Here is a 14165-nt window from a genome sequence, read left to right as displayed (position 1 = left end):
GGTGATACCTCGGTGCCGTACTGATCGATCAAGAAACCCTGGATCTCGCGAATCGTCATGCCGCGGGCGTACATGGCTATGATTTTGTCGTCGAAACCGGTAAAGCGCCGCTCGTGCTTGGGGATGAGGACCGGTTCGAACTGCCCCTGCCGGTCGCGCGGCACATCAATGCGCAGCGGACCGTCCTCGGTCAGCACCGTCTTGGCGCTTGCCCCGTTGCGATGGTTGGTCGCCTCTGCAGGCTTGTCGGCGCCGGGTGGATAGCCCAGGTGATGGCTCATCTCGGCGCCCAGTGCCCGCTCGATCAGCGCCTTCTTGAACGCCATTGAGGCTGCATTGATCGCCTCGGCACTCATCGGTCCGCTGACGAATCCATCGATCAGCTCTTTCGGGATGGACGGCAGCGCCGCCGCAGTGCTCTTCTTGCTGGTCTTTCTTGGCATACATGCTCCTTGCTCACATGGTATGCCTCAAACACAAAATTTCTGACAGGCTCATCTGCGGATCTAGTTTTCGTTGCGCTTCCCAGTTTTGTATGTATTTCTCATCATCGTAGACATTCTCCTTCATTGTCACAACGATGAAGGTCTTCAGGGATAAAAGGAAGCCGCCCAGTGCAAGAAATCCAGCGAACAGGTGCCCTCGAATATTCTCAACGTAGTATTTAGCGAATTTCGCTATCTCTTCGCAGTAGTGGACGCGCGATTGTAATGCACTACACGATACGCCCAGTGCGAGAGCGTAGCCCGCGACACACATCGCAATAGACAAGATTAATAGCCAAAGCGCAGTGGATTTCATCTCACATTTGCTTGGAAAATATGCCTAAGCTCGTCTGACTCGCAGTGCGCCACGAGTTCATTGACAACTTTGTGCGTAGCAAACGACTTCAAGTCAAGGTTGTGCAACTTGAGAGCGACCTCGTCAAAGTCCTCTTCGCCAAAATTGTCCGGCATGTTGAAAATTCTCAATGAGACGTCCTCATCAAGTTCGTTCACGGCATGAACTCTGCCACTTGTTGGGTTCAAATCACCCACCGCCTTTGCAATCGCTGGAGCAAGAACCGAAACCCCCCAAGTCCGCCCGAATGTCAGCTTTTCGCGGTACTTTCTGACGTATTGCCCGAGCGGAATCCCCGCCCTTACGTCGGCTCCCAAGGCTGAAAGCTCATACTCGAATGCTTTTAGCTTCTTGAAATCAAGAAGCATCTTTTCCAATGAGTCCTTCCGAACCAGCTGGGAGAAGATGAGCTTTCCCCGATGCTTCTTTCGAATTCCACTCTCCTTGCTCTTGGAGAGAGAGGGCTCATGTCTTCTTGCCTCGTCGATTTCGTTGTTCGCCAGTCGTTCTCGGATGACGTTGTAGTGCGACACCAGGTAACCGCCGAAGACGGTCAACCCGCACGACTGGTGATAATGCTGATAGAGGCCGAGCCCGTTTTTTCTGTTAAGGACAAAGAAATTGAATTCCATCAGCTTATCACTGCCGGTCAAATTTTCGACAGTTATCCGGATCTGCCCCCTGCTGTCCTCAAGCCGGCAGAATCGTTTTTGATCTTTGACTGTCACAACCAAGCCGAGGTGATAATTCTTGTTGGTCGTTGAATCGACAAAGATCCTACGCTCGAGCGAACCGGAGTTGTCTGGTTCCCCGTTCCGGTCGATAAAGTAAGTCATTAGGCTTTCGATCGAAACAGATTTCGCCTCTGCCTCAAGCTCAAACCCGTACAGCCGTACTTTCATTCAATGTCTCCGATGCGGACAAATCTAACGTTCGAATCGAGCACCACCTCCGAAGGGGGCGAAGCGGAGAGCGAAGCGAGCGGTGGCGGCAAGTCTTGAAATGACACTCAGCCTCTCCGCTGCACGCACGGTGACCCGCCAAAAATCGCATTCCGAAAGGATTGGATACGAAATCTCTCCTGATGACAAGCGCCGCCATCAAGTGCCGCGATGCGATGCAACCAACACCGCCCCACCAAGCGCACCCCAAGAAAAACCCGCCACACAGGCGGGTCGATTGATGCTCGGGCAGGGCGACAGCGAACCGTCGGAAACCACCCCCCGCCTACCGCCTCGCATACCCCCTCGCCATCTCCTCCAACGGCACCACCCGGATCCGGCTCGCATGCCCCGCCGTGCCGAAGGCTTCAAATCGGGCCTCGCAGATCTGGCGGGCGGCGTCGCGAGCGGCTTTGAAGAATTTGCGGGGATCGAACTCGCGCGGGTTTTCGACGGCGAGGCGGCGGATGGCGCTGCTCATGGCGAGGCGCAGGTCGGTGTCGATGTTGACCTTGCGCACGCCGCTCTTGATGCCTTCGACGATGGTCTCGACCGGTACGCCGTAGGTTTCGCCGATGTCGCCGCCGTATTCGCGGAAGATGGCGAGCCATTCCTGCGGGACGCTGGAGGCGCCGTGCATGACCAGGTGGGTGTCGGGGATGCGCTGGTGGATGGCGCGGATGCGGTCGATGGCGAGGATGTCGCCGGTGGGCGGGCGGGTGAATTTGTAGGCGCCGTGGCTGGTGCCGATAGCCACCGCCAGCGCGTCGACGCCGGTGGCGGCGACGAAGTCGGCGGCTTCGGCGGGGTCGGTGAGCAGCTGGTCGTGGGCCAGTGTGCCTTCGGCGCCCACGCCGTCTTCTTCGCCGGCCTGGCCGGTTTCGAGCGAGCCGAGGCAGCCCAGCTCGCCTTCGACGCTGACGCCGACGGCGTGGGCCATTTCGACCACCTTTTGGGTGACTTCGACGTTGTAGGTGTAGCTGGTGGGGGTTTTCATGTCGTCGCGCAGCGAGCCGTCCATCATCACGCTGGTGAAGCCGGAGCGGATGGATTGCTGGCAGATGGCGGGGCTGGCGCCGTGGTCCTGGTGCAGGCAGATGGGGAGGTGGGGGTGCTGTTCGGCGGCGGCTTCGACCATCTTGCGCAGGTAGGCCTCGCCCGCGTAGCCGCGTGCGCCGGCGCTGGCCTGGAGGATGACGGGGCTGTCGGTGGCGTGGGCGGCGGCCATGATGGCCTGGATCTGTTCCATGTTGTTGATGTTGAAGGCGGGCACGCCGTAGCCGTGTTCGGCGGCGTGGTCGAGCAGTTGGCGCAGGGCGATCAGGGGCATGGGAGGTCTCCGGATTTTGATTTTTGGCAGGCTGGTGCCCGCCGGTTGGGGATGTGGGGTGGCGGGTTGAAACCCGCCTTTGGGGGCGTAGGTTGGGTTGAGCAACGCGAAGCCCAACAAGCCACGCCAGAGATGGGCACACCGCCCGTTGGGCTTCGCTCCGCTCAACCCAACCTACGCCGTGGCCATCGTTGTCGGCCGGCGTTGCCGACCGCCGGCGCGGGCCTTGAGGGCGGCGACGGCGGGCAGTTCGCGGCCTTCGAGAAACTCGAGGAAGGCGCCGCCGCCGGTGGAGATGGTGTCGATGGCGTCGGTGACGCCGAAGGCGGCGATGGCGGCCAGGGTGTCGCCGCCGCCGGCGATGCTGTGGCCGGGGCTGGCAGCGATGGCGCCGGCCAGGGCACGCGTGCCGGCGGCGAAGGGCGCAAGCTCGAAGACGCCGAGCGGGCCGTTCCAGACGATGGTGCCGGCGCCGAGCATGATGGCTTCGATGGCCGCGTCGCTGGCCGGGCCGACGTCGAGGATCATCTCGCCGGGCGGCACGGCGTCGGTGGCGCGGATGTGGGGCGTGGCGTCGGCGGCGCAGCGCGTGGCGGTGATGACATCCTCGGGCAGCCACAGGCGGGTGCCGCGCTCGGCCATGCGCGCGGCGATGCGGCGGGCGGCGTCGAGCAGGGCGGGCTCGTAGAGCGAGCTGCCCACGCCGTGGCCGCGCGCGGCAATGAAGGTGTTGGCGATGCCGCCGCCGACGATGAGGGTGTCGACCCGGTCGGCGAGGCGTTCGAGCACGGTGAGCTTGGTGGACACCTTCGAGCCGCCGACCACCGCCACCAGCGGGCGGGCCGGCTGGGCCAGGGCGCGGCCGAGGGTGTCGAGCTCGGCGCACAGCAGCGGGCCGGCGCAGGCGATGGGGGCTGCCAGGGCGAGCGCGTGGGTGGTGCACTGGGTGCGGTGGGCGGCGGCGAAGGCGTCGTTCACATATACGTCGATCCAGCGCGCGATGCGCCCGGCCAGCGCGGCGTCGTCGGCCAGCTCGCCGACATTGCCGCGGCAGTTTTCGAGCAGCACGATGTCGCCGGGGTCGAGGCGGAACTTGCCGTGCGTCCAGTCGCCGAGCAGCGGCACGGGCTGGCCGAGCAGTTCGGACAGGCGCACGGCGACCGGGGCGAGCGAGTCGGCATGGGTGAGCGCGCCTTCGACCGGGCGGCCCAGGTGGGAGGTGATCATCACCGCTGCGCCGGCCGCCAGGCAGTGGCGGATGCCGGGCAGCACGGCGCGCAGGCGGGTGTCGTCGGCCACCTCGCCATGGGGCGTCATGGGCACGTTGAGGTCGGCGCGGATGAACACGCGTTGGCCGCGCAGGGCGAGGTCTTCGAGTCTGAGGATGTTCATTGCGCTGCCTCCATCATGGCCACGGTGGTGTCGAGCATGCGGTTGGAAAAGCCCCATTCGTTGTCGTACCAGGCGGTGACTTTCACCAGGGTGTCGTCCACGCGCGTCAGCGTGGTGTCGAAGATCGCGGAGTGGGCGTCGTGGTTGAAGTCGCAGCTCACCAGCGGCGCGTCGTTGATGGCGAGGATGCGGGCCAACCGGCCGTGGGCCGCTTCGCGCACCAGGTCGTTCACCTCGGTGACGCTGGTGGCGCGGCGGGCGATGAAGGTGAAGTCGGTAAAGGACACATTGGGCGTGGGCACGCGGATGGCGAAGCCGTCGAGCCGGCCGGCCAGCTCGGGTATCACCAGCCCCACGGCCGCGGCGGCGCCGGTTTTGGTGGGAATCAGCGACTGCGTAGCGCTGCGGGCGCGGCGCAGGTCGGTGTGATAGACGTCGGTGAGCACCTGGTCGTTGGTGTAGGAGTGCACCGTGGTCATCAGCCCGCGCTCGATGCCGAGCGGGCCGTGCAGCGCCCAGGCCAGCGGCGCCAGGCAGTTGGTGGTGCAGCTGGCGTTGGACACCACCTGGTGGGCGGCGCGCAGCGTGTGGTGATTGACGCCATAGACGATGGTGGCGTCCACGTCCGCCGCGCCGGGGGCGGAGATCAGCACCTTGCCGGCGCCGGCGGCCAGGTGCGCGCCGGCGCTGGCCTTGCTGGTGAACAGGCCGGTGCATTCGAGCACCACGTCCACCCCCAGCGCGCGCCAGGGCAGTTTGGCCGGGTCGCGCTCGGCGCTGACATGGATCATGTCGTCGTCGACCACTAGGTGCCCGTCGGCGACTGCCACCGCATGGCCGAAGCGGCCGTGCACGCTGTCGTGGCGGGTGAGGTGGGCGTTGGTCTCGGCGTTGCCCAGGTCGTTGATGGCGACGATCTCGACCGGGTGGCGCTTGCCGCCCTCGTAGAAGGCGCGCAGCACGTTGCGGCCGATGCGGCCGAAACCGTTGATGGCGATGCGGATGGTCATGGGTGTCTCCGGTGGTTTTGAATTCAGGGGGGGCGTAGGGCGGATAAGCGCCGCAGGCGCGTCATCCGCCATGCCTCGCGTGAGCTGCGATGGCGGAAGACGCTGCCGCGATGGCGGAAGGCGCTGCGCTTTTCCGCCCTACGTGACGAGATCTGTTGCCGCGGCCACGACCGCCTCGACGGTGAAGCCGAAGCGTTCGGCCAGGGCCTCGGCGGGGGCGGATTCGCCGAAGCGGTCGATGCCGAGCACGGCGCTGCGCGGCGCGCCGGCGAGAGTTTTCCACCACAGGTCGGGCTGGGCGGCTTCGACGGCGAGGCGGGGGAGCTCGGGCGGTAGCACGGCGTTGCGCCAGGCGGTGTCCTGCCGGTCGAAGACGCTGGTGCAGGGCATCGACACCACGCGCGCGGCGATGCCGTCGGCGGCCAGGCGCTCGCGCGCGGCCATGGCCAGCGCGACTTCGGCGCCGGTGGCGAGGATCGCCAGCTGGGGCGCGTCGGCGTCGGCCAGCACATAGCCGCCGCGGGCGATGGCGTCGAGCTGGGCGTCGCTGCGGTTTTGATGGGGCAGGGCCTGGCGCGACAGGGCGAGCAGGCTGGGGCCGTCGGCGCGGGTGACGGCGGCGTTCCACGCGGCCTGGGTCTCGACCGCGTCGCAGGGGCGCCACACGTCGAGGCCGGGGATCAGGCGCAGGCTGGGCAGGTGCTCGACCGGCTGGTGAGTGGGGCCGTCTTCGCCGAGGTGGATGGCGTCATGCGTCATCACATACACCACGCGCAGGCGCATCAGCGCGCTCATGCGGATGGCGTTGCGGGCGTAGTCGGAGAAGACCAGAAAGGTGGCGCCGAAGGGCAGGTGGCCGCCGTGCAGCGCAATGCCGTTGAGCGCGGCGGCCATGCCGAATTCGCGCACGCCCCAGTGGATGTGGCGGCCGGGGCGCGTGGCCTCGGGGTCGGCGTGCAGGGCACCGCAGCCGGGCCAGTCGGTGAGGTTGGAGTGGGTCAGGTCGGCCGAGCCGCCGAGCAGCTCGGGCAGGGCGCGGGCGATGCGTTCGATGGCGATCTGGCTGGCCTTGCGGCTGGCGACGCTGGCGGCGTCGTTGTGCGCGCGGCGCAGCAGGGCAGCGCTCAGGCTCGGCCAGCTCACCGGCAGATCGCCGCGCTGGCGGCGCTGGAACTCGGCGGCCAGCTCGGGGTGGGCGCTGCGCCAGGCGGCGAAGCGGGCCTGCCAGTCGGCCCGCTGGCGGGCGCCGCGGGCGCGGGCGTCGAAGCTCTCGCGGATCTCCTCGGGCACGTGGAAGGGCGCATGCGGCCAGTCGAGCGCGGCGCGGGTGGCGGCGAGCTCGTCGGCGCCCAGCGGCGCGCCATGCACGCCGGCCGTGCCGGCGCGTGCCGGGCTGCCGTGGCCGATTGTGGTGCGGCAGCAGATGAGGGTGGGGCCGATGTCGTTGTCGGCATTGGCCAGCGCCTCGCGGATGGCGCGGTCCACCGCCTCGACATCATGGCCGTCGATACGCTCGACCACGTTCCAGCCATAGGCGCGGAAGCGTGCCGGGGTGTCGTCGGCAAACCAGCCGGTCACGTCGCCGTCGATGGAGATGCGGTTGTCGTCCCACAGGCAGATGAGTTTGGACAGGCGCTGCACGCCGGCAAAGCTGGCGGCCTCGTGGCTGATGCCTTCCATCAGGCAGCCGTCGCCGAGGAAGACCCAGGTGCGGTGGTCGACGATGGTGTGGCCGGGCCGGTTGAATTCGGCCGCCAGCCGCTTCTCGGCCAGCGCCATGCCCACCGCGTTGGCCAGGCCCTGGCCGAGCGGGCCGGTGGTGGTCTCGACGCCGGGCGTGTGGCCGACCTCGGGGTGGCCGGGGCAGCGGCTGTCGAGTTGGCGGAAGCGCTTGAGTTCGTCGAGCGGCAGGTCGTAGCCGGTGAGGTGGAGCAGGGCGTAGAGCAGCATCGAGCCATGGCCGTTGGAGAGCACGAAGCGGTCGCGGTCGGCCCAGGCGGGGTCGGCCGGGTCGTGCTTGAGATGGCGCGTCCACAGCGCGACGGCGATCTCGGCCATGCCCATCGGCATGCCGGGGTGGCCCGAGCGGGCGGCCTCGACGGCGTCGATGGCCAGAAAGCGCAGCGCGTTGGCGCGCAGGGTGTCGAGGGCGGCGGTGGCGAGGCGGGCGGTCATGAGCGGTCTCCGAAGTGGCGAGTTTCAACCCGCCGTTGGCATGACGATGCGGTGTTGGCGGGTTGAAACCCGCGCTGCGAAGGGGGACGGCGTAGCTTGGATTGAGCGCAGCGAAGCCCAACAAACGGCGTTGCGCATCGGCACGCTCCACCTTGGGCTTCCTTCGTCAGCCCAAGCTACGGGCGATGCGATGCCATGCGCGGTCACAGCAACTGCCTCCGCCGCTCCATCAGCCGCCACACGAAGGGGGTGAAGATCAGCTGCATGGCCAGCTCCATCTTTCCGCCCGGCACCACGATGGTGTTGGCGCGGCTCATGAAGCTGTCGTGCACCATGTTCAGCAGGTAGGGGAAGTCGATGCCCTTGGGGTTGGCGAAGCGGATCACCACCATCGATTCGTCGGCGGTGGGGATGGCGCGGGCGATGAAGGGGTTGGAGGTGTCCACCATCGGCACCCGCTGGAAGTTCACATGGGTGCGGGCGAACTGCGGGACGATGTAGTGCACGTAGTCGTGCATGCGCCGCAGGATGGTGTCGGTGACCGCCTCGGTGCTGTAGCCGCGCATGGACTTGTCGCGGTGCAGCTTCTGGATCCACTCCAGGTTCACCACCGGCACCACGCCGATGAGCAGGTCGACAAAGCGCGCCACGTCGATCTCGCCGTCGGCCACCGCGCCATGCAGCCCTTCGTAGAACAGCAGGTCGGTGCCGGTGGGCAGGTCTTCCCACGGGGTGAAGGTGCCCGGGTCTTGCTTGTAGGGGGCGGCTTCTTCGGCGTTGTGCAGGTATTTGCGCCGCTGGCCGCGGCCGCATTCGCTGTAGTGACGGAAGAGGTTTTCCAGCTCGCCGAAGAGGTTGGCCTCGGGGCCGAAGTGCGACAGGCGGTTTTCGCCGCCGGCTTCGTGCTCGGCCATCTTTTCGCGCATCTGCAGGCGGTCGAAGGCATGGAAGCTGTCGCCCTCGATGGTGGCGGCGGTGACGCCCTCGCGACGGAAGATTTCCTCGAAGGTGCGCTGCACGGTGCTGGTGCCGGCGCCGGAGGAGCCGGTGATGGCAATGATGGGATGACGGTCGGACATGGTGTTGCCCTCGTGCGGATGGGAAATCGGGGGTGGGGCGTAGCCCGGATGGAGGCCGCAGGCCGGAATCCGGGAGCGGTGGTGGTCGGGCCACCGATGCCCCGGATTCCGCTGCGCTGCATCCGGGCTACGTTGCCCGCTACGCCGTCATGAACAGGCCACGGGTGTTGAACAGCGGTGCATCGTGGTGGTCGCCGCCGAGTACCGGTTCGGCGTGGTAGCGCTCGATGCGCTCGACTTCTTCGCGCGAGCCGAAGACGAAGCCGATGCGCTGGTGCGTCGATTCGGGCGCCACTTCGAGCACCGGGCGCACGCCGGTGGAGGCGCGGCCGCCGGCTTGCTCGATGAGCCAGCCGATGGGGTTGGCCTCGTAGAGCAGGCGCAGCCGGCCGGGCTTGCCGGGGTCTTTGCGGTCGCGCGGGTAGAGGAAGACGCCGCCGCGGGTGAGGATGCGGTGGGCTTCGGCCACCAGGGAGGCGACCCAGCGCATGTTGAAGTCCTTGCCGCGCGGGCCGCTCTTGCCGGCCAGGCATTCGGCCACGTAGCGCGCCACCGGCGCCTCCCAGAAGCGCGAGTTGGAGGCGTTGATGGCGAACTCCTGCGTGGCCGGCGGAATGCGGATGTCGTCACGGGTGAGGAAGAACTCGCCCAGGACGGGGTCGAAGGTGAAGCCCGCCACGCCGCGCCCGACGGTGAGCACCAGCATCGTCGAGGGGCCGTAGATGGCATAGCCGGCGGCCACCTGGCGCGTGCCCGGCTGGAGGAAGTCGGCCTCGGTGGCGGCCTCGCCGGGGCGCGGGCTGCGCAGGATGGAGAAGATGGAGCCGACCGAGACGTTCACATCGATGTTGGACGAGCCGTCGAGCGGGTCGAACAGCAGCAGGTACTTGCCGCGCTTGTGGCCCTCGGGAATCGGGATGGGCGCTTCGTTCTCTTCCGACAGCATGCCGGCCAGGGCGCCGCCCCAGTGGGTGGCGCGGCGGAAGATGTCGTCGGCCAGCACGTCGAGCGTCTGCTGGGTTTCGCCCTGCACGTTGGTGGCTTCGAGGGCGCCGAGCACGCCGCCCAGCGCGCCGTGCGCGACCGCGCGCGAGATGGCCTTGCAGGCCTGGGCGACCTGCAGGATCAGGGCGTTGAACTCGCCGGTGGCGCCGGGATGGCTGCGCCGCTGCGAGATCAGGTACTCGGTGAGCGTGGTGCGTTCCAGGCTGAACATGCGCGTCTCCTCGCATTTTTTTGGTGTTCGTCGGGCCGGGTGTTGGCGGGTTTCAACCGGCCATCAGTAGTCGCTGCGCTCCGGGATCCGGTCGGGGTCGTAGGCGTCGATGTCCGCCTCCGGCGGGGCCTGGCCGACCAGGGTCGGCGGCGTTGGGTGGAAGTGGCGGCTGGCGCGCACGTCGGCGGCGGTGAGGATCTGCAAGTCGTCGGCGGCGACCGGCGTCGCGCCGTCGAACAGGCGCAGCGCCTGGCGCAGGCGCATGCGGTCGAGCGCGTTGCGCACGCTGCGGGCGTTGGCGAAGTGCGGCTTGGCGCGGCGGTGGTGCAGGTAGTCGTCGAAGGCGGCGCGGCCGGCGGCGTCGAAGCGGTAGTTCCAGTCGGCCAGCATGCGCTCGGCGATCTGGGCCAGCTCGGCGTTGCTGTAGTCGGGGAACTCGACATGGTGGGCGATGCGCGACTTCATGCCGGGGTTGGACTCGAAAAAGCGGTCCATGCGATCGGCGTAGCCGGCGAGGATCACCACCAAGTCGTCGCGCTGGTTTTCCATCACTTGCAGCAGGATCTCGATGGCCTCCTGGCCGTAGTCCTTTTCATTCTCGGGGCGGAACAGGTAGTAGGCCTCGTCGACGAACAGCACGCCGCCCATGGCGCGCTTGAGCACGTCCTTGGTCTTGGGCGCGGTGTGGCCGATGAACTGACCGACCAGATCGTCGCGCGTGACCGCCACCACATGGCCTTTGCGCACATAGCCGAGGCGCTGGAGGATCTCGGCCATGCGCAGCGCCAGCGTGGTCTTGCCGGTGCCGGGGTTGCCGGTGAAGCACATGTGCAGCGAGGGCGGGGTGCTGGCCAGGCCGAGGCGCTCGCGCACGCGGTCGACCAGCAGCAGGGCGGCGATCTCGCGCACCCGGCGCTTGACCGGCGCCAGGCCGACCAGCTCGGCGTCGAGGCGGTCGAGCACGTCGGCCACGCCGGCCTCGCGGTATTCGGCGGCCAGGTCGATGGTGTCGGTCGGGGCGGCGAGGGGCTGGGTCATGTTGGTCTCCGGTGCGTCTTCGTCGGCAGGCGTAGGGCGGGTGTCAACCCGCCATCTCCCTGGCTATGTCGTTGGCGGGTTGAACCCCCTACGTCGCGTAGCGTTCGCCCTCGGGCTGGCGGCCGACGGCGTAGCTCTCCAGCGTGTAGTGCAGCGTGCGGCCGGGGCCTTCGCGCCGCACCAGGCGGAAGCCGGGCTCGACCGCCGGGCGGCCGACGATGAAGGACAGGCGCACCGACTCCCAGCCGGGGGTCGAGTCGAAGGCGTTGATGCGGATGTAGTGCCCGGGCTGCGCCTCGCGGCATTCGCGCAGCGCCTGCATGGCGCCGGCGGCGTCGGCGAGGTCGAACATCGGGTGGCCCCACATCGACCAGTAGGTGTTGCGCGGGTGCGGGTCGTCGGTGAATTCGATGGCCACCGCCCACTGCTTGCGCAGGCAGTACTCGATCTGCGCGGCGATCTGGGTGTCGGTGAGGTCGGGCAGGAAGGAAAAGGCGCCTTGGGTGAGTCGCATGGTGAGTCTCCGTGATTTGTGATTGGTGATGGGTTATTGGTGGGGTGCCTCCGGGCGCGTAGCGCCCGCCATTGACGAATCACCCCATCACCAATAACCAATGACGCCGTCACGCCGCCGTCGGCGTAGCCACGAAGTCCGAGGTATCCGTCGACGTGTAATCGAACGTGACCTCGCCCCAGGTATCGAGCGCGGCGCGCAGCGGGCGGCAGTGCTCGGCGGCGGCCTTGAGGATGTCCGGCCCTTCGTTGACGATGTCGCGCCCTTCGTTGCGCGCCAGCACCATGGCTTCGAGCGCCACGCGGTTGGCCTGGGCGCCGGCCTGGATGCCCATCGGGTGGCCGATGGTGCCGCCACCGAACTGCAGCACCACCTCGTCGCCGAAGAGGTCGAGCAGTTGGTGCATCTGGCCGGCATGGATGCCGCCCGAGGCGACCGGCATGACACGCTTGATGCCCGCCCAGTCCTGGTCGAAGAACAGCCCGCGCGGCAGGTCTTGGCGGGTGACGGTGTCGCGGCACACGTTGTAGAAGCCTTGCACGGTCATCGGGTCGCCTTCGAGCTTGCCCACGGCGGTGCCGGCATGCAGGTGGTCGACCCCGGCCAGGCGCAGCCATTTGGCGATCACACGGAAGCTCACGCCGTGGTTCTTCTGCCGGGTGTAGGTGCCGTGGCCGGCGCGGTGCATGTGCAGGATCATGTCGTTCTCGCGGCACCAGTGGCTGATCGACTGGATCGCCGTCCAGCCGACGATGAGATCCACCATCACGATGCACGAGCCCAGGTCGCGGGCGAACTCGGCGCGCTTGACCATCTCCTCCATGGTGCCGGCGGTGATGTTCAGGTAGTGGCCCTTGATCTCGCCGGTCTGCGCGGCGGCCTGATTGACGCCCTCCATGCAGTAGAGGAAGCGGTCGCGCCAGTGCATGAAGTTCTGCGAGTTGATGTTCTCGTCGTCCTTGGTGAAGTCCAGCCCGCCGGTGAGCGCTTCGTACACCACGCGGCCGTAGTTCTTGCCGGACAGGCCGAGCTTGGGCTTCATGGTGGCGCCGAGCAGCGGGCGGCCGAACTTGTCGAGCCGTTCGCGCTCGACCACGATGCCGGTCGGCGGGCCGCGGAAGGTCTTCACATAGGCCACCGGCAGGCGCATGTCTTCGAGCCGGCAGGCGAGCAGCGGCTTGAAGCTGAACACGTTGCCGATGATCGAGGCGGTGAGGTTGGCGATGGAGCCTTCCTCGAACAGGTCGAGGTCGTAGGCCACCTGGCAGAAGTACTGCCCCGCCTGCCCCGGCACCGGGTCGATGCGGTAAGCCTTGGCGCGGTACTTGTCGCAGGCGGTGAGGCGGTCGGTCCACACCACCGTCCAGGTGGCGGTGGAAGACTCGCCGGCCACCGCGGCGGCCGCTTCGATCGGGTCGACCCCTTCCTGCGGTGTGATGCGAAACACCGCCAGCACGTCGGTGTCCTTGACCTCGTAGTCCGGATCCCAGTAGCCCATCTGCGCGTACTTGAGCACCCCGGCCTGGTAGCGTTTCTTGGCGTCGATCGCGACGTGTTCGTTGGCACCCATGTGTCGTCTCCTCGATGTGATGGCTCGACAATACGGGCGGTGATGTATAAGGTCGAATCTTAAATTCTTAGATTTGAGATAAGAGTTTCTGATGAAACTGGAGCAGCGGGTCAGCCTCAAGCAGTTGCGTGCCCTGGTGGCGGTGGCCGATACCGGCAGCTTCACGCTGGCCGCGCGGCGCCTGCACATCACCCAGCCGGCGGTGTCCATGCAGCTGCGCGAACTCGAAGCCATCGTCGGCGAGGTGTTGGTGGACGGGCGCCGCGAGATCCGCCTGACGCTGGCCGGCGAGACGCTGGTGCGGCGGGCCAAGGAGGCGCTGTCGGCGATCGAGCTGGCGGGCATCGAGATCCTCGCCGGGCGCGGGGTGGCGGCGGGCACCATCGACATCGTGGCGATCACCACCGCCGAATACTTCGTGCCGCGCCTGCTCGCCGAATTCGGTAGGCGCTACCCGGACATCCGCTTTCGCCTGTCGGTGGTGAACCGCGCCGAGGTGTACACCATGCTCGACGAGCGCCGCGCCGCGGTGGCCATCATGGGCAAGCCGCCTTCCAACATGGCGGTGCGGCGCATCCCCTTCGCGCCGCATCTGCTCAGCTTCGTGGCCGCGCCCGACCATCCGCTGGCGCACAAGCGCAACATCCCGCCGGCCAGCCTCACCGAAGAGCGCCTGTTGCTACGCGAGCGCGGCTCGGGCACGCGCGACCATATCGAGCGCTACCTCAAGCGCCATGGCGTCAATGCCCTGCGCGCCGATGAGCTGGGCAGCAACGAGACGCTCAAGCAGGCGGCGATGGCCGGCATGGGCATCGCCTTTCTGTCGCATCACACCTTCAGCATGGAAGAGGCCGCCGGGCATCTGGTGCGCCTCGACGTGCAGGACACCCCGGTCGAGCGCGAATGGAACATCGTGGTGCGCAACGACCAGCCGTTGAGCCTGGCGGTGACGACGCTGATGAACTTTCTGCAGAGCGAGGGGGTGGATCTGATCGGTGCCAGCGCCGGGGCGAGCGCCGATCGGGGGTGAGGGGCCGCGCGGCAGGGCGCCGGCGGCCGG

At 67.2% G+C, this 14165-nt stretch carries 13 protein-coding genes; 1 reads left to right on the top strand and 12 read right to left on the bottom strand.

Annotation, left to right across the window (positions count from 1 at the left end):
• The 12 genes from I8J34_RS01680 to I8J34_RS01625 all read right to left on the bottom strand — a co-directional run.
• Window positions 1-443: transposase (locus I8J34_RS01680; RefSeq protein ID WP_214359616.1), on the bottom strand; the 443-nt coding region annotated here is incomplete at its 3' end.
• A gap of 13 nt (window positions 444-456) precedes the next feature.
• Window positions 457-801 (bottom strand): hypothetical protein, encoded by a 345-nt coding sequence (locus I8J34_RS01675; RefSeq protein WP_214359615.1) that lies wholly within the window; start codon window positions 799-801, stop codon window positions 457-459.
• Window positions 798-1742 carry a hypothetical protein gene (locus tag I8J34_RS01670; RefSeq protein ID WP_214359614.1) on the bottom strand — a complete coding sequence of 315 codons (945 nt, stop codon included), beginning with the start codon at window positions 1740-1742 and terminating at the stop codon, window positions 798-800. The genes I8J34_RS01675 and I8J34_RS01670 overlap by 4 nt, the downstream gene beginning before the upstream one ends.
• A gap of 325 nt (window positions 1743-2067) precedes the next feature.
• The gene (gene fba / locus I8J34_RS01665; protein WP_214359613.1) at window positions 2068-3111 is read right to left on the bottom strand and encodes a class II fructose-bisphosphate aldolase; all 1044 of its coding nucleotides are present in this window, start codon (window positions 3109-3111) and stop codon (window positions 2068-2070) included.
• 174 nt (window positions 3112-3285) lie between these two features.
• A complete protein-coding gene (locus tag I8J34_RS01660; RefSeq protein WP_214359612.1) occupies window positions 3286-4503 on the bottom strand; it encodes a phosphoglycerate kinase in 1218 nt (405 codons plus the stop codon).
• Window positions 4500-5513, bottom strand: coding sequence for a type I glyceraldehyde-3-phosphate dehydrogenase (gap, locus tag I8J34_RS01655; RefSeq protein WP_214359611.1), 1014 nt, complete (start codon window positions 5511-5513; stop codon window positions 4500-4502). The genes I8J34_RS01660 and gap overlap by 4 nt, the downstream gene beginning before the upstream one ends.
• 138 nt (window positions 5514-5651) lie before the next feature.
• Complete coding sequence (gene tkt / locus I8J34_RS01650; protein WP_214359610.1) at window positions 5652-7688, bottom strand: transketolase; 2037 nt, start codon at window positions 7686-7688, stop codon at window positions 5652-5654.
• 203 nt (window positions 7689-7891) lie between these two features.
• A complete protein-coding gene (locus I8J34_RS01645) occupies window positions 7892-8767 on the bottom strand; it encodes a phosphoribulokinase (RefSeq protein ID WP_214359609.1) in 876 nt (291 codons plus the stop codon).
• A gap of 139 nt (window positions 8768-8906) precedes the next feature.
• Window positions 8907-9983, bottom strand: a complete 1077-nt coding sequence (locus I8J34_RS01640; RefSeq protein ID WP_214359608.1) for a class 1 fructose-bisphosphatase — start codon at window positions 9981-9983, stop codon at window positions 8907-8909.
• A 63-nt stretch (window positions 9984-10046) separates the two neighbouring features.
• Window positions 10047-11021 (bottom strand): CbbX protein, encoded by a 975-nt coding sequence (gene cbbX, locus I8J34_RS01635; protein ID WP_214359607.1) that lies wholly within the window; start codon window positions 11019-11021, stop codon window positions 10047-10049.
• An 88-nt stretch (window positions 11022-11109) separates the two neighbouring features.
• Window positions 11110-11535 carry a ribulose bisphosphate carboxylase small subunit gene (locus I8J34_RS01630; protein WP_214359606.1) on the bottom strand — a complete coding sequence of 142 codons (426 nt, stop codon included), beginning with the start codon at window positions 11533-11535 and terminating at the stop codon, window positions 11110-11112.
• Window positions 11536-11644: 109 nt separating this feature from the next.
• Entirely contained in the window at window positions 11645-13105 is a 1461-nt protein-coding gene (locus I8J34_RS01625) for a form I ribulose bisphosphate carboxylase large subunit (RefSeq protein WP_214359605.1), read from the bottom strand.
• Between the two features lie 91 nt (window positions 13106-13196).
• Between I8J34_RS01625 and I8J34_RS01620 the strand changes: the two genes are divergently transcribed.
• Window positions 13197-14135, top strand: coding sequence for a LysR family transcriptional regulator (locus I8J34_RS01620; protein WP_214359604.1), 939 nt, complete (start codon window positions 13197-13199; stop codon window positions 14133-14135).
• Window positions 14136-14165: the final 30 nt, after the last annotated feature.

The organism is Denitromonas iodatirespirans, assembly GCF_018524365.1.
GTDB lineage: Bacteria > Pseudomonadota > Gammaproteobacteria > Burkholderiales > Rhodocyclaceae > Nitrogeniibacter > Nitrogeniibacter iodatirespirans.
The sequence above is the reverse complement of the archived record's forward strand: the minus strand, read 5'-3'. Positions and strand labels throughout refer to the sequence as shown.

Coding starts and splice junctions, on each gene's coding strand:
- fba (WP_214359613.1), bottom strand. CDS start 3,111: ATGCCCCTGATCGCCCTGCGCCAACTGCTCGACCACGCCGCCGAACAC.
- gap (WP_214359611.1), bottom strand. CDS start 5,513: ATGACCATCCGCATCGCCATCAACGGTTTCGGCCGCATCGGCCGCAAC.
- I8J34_RS01660 (WP_214359612.1), bottom strand. CDS start 4,503: ATGAACATCCTCAGACTCGAAGACCTCGCCCTGCGCGGCCAACGCGTG.
- I8J34_RS01675 (WP_214359615.1), bottom strand. CDS start 801: ATGAAATCCACTGCGCTTTGGCTATTAATCTTGTCTATTGCGATGTGT.
- tkt (WP_214359610.1), bottom strand. CDS start 7,688: ATGACCGCCCGCCTCGCCACCGCCGCCCTCGACACCCTGCGCGCCAAC.
- I8J34_RS01640 (WP_214359608.1), bottom strand. CDS start 9,983: ATGTTCAGCCTGGAACGCACCACGCTCACCGAGTACCTGATCTCGCAG.
- I8J34_RS01630 (WP_214359606.1), bottom strand. CDS start 11,535: ATGCGACTCACCCAAGGCGCCTTTTCCTTCCTGCCCGACCTCACCGAC.
- I8J34_RS01645 (WP_214359609.1), bottom strand. CDS start 8,767: ATGTCCGACCGTCATCCCATCATTGCCATCACCGGCTCCTCCGGCGCC.
- I8J34_RS01670 (WP_214359614.1), bottom strand. CDS start 1,742: ATGAAAGTACGGCTGTACGGGTTTGAGCTTGAGGCAGAGGCGAAATCT.
- I8J34_RS01620 (WP_214359604.1), top strand. CDS start 13,197: ATGAAACTGGAGCAGCGGGTCAGCCTCAAGCAGTTGCGTGCCCTGGTG.
- cbbX (WP_214359607.1), bottom strand. CDS start 11,021: ATGACCCAGCCCCTCGCCGCCCCGACCGACACCATCGACCTGGCCGCC.
- I8J34_RS01625 (WP_214359605.1), bottom strand. CDS start 13,105: ATGGGTGCCAACGAACACGTCGCGATCGACGCCAAGAAACGCTACCAG.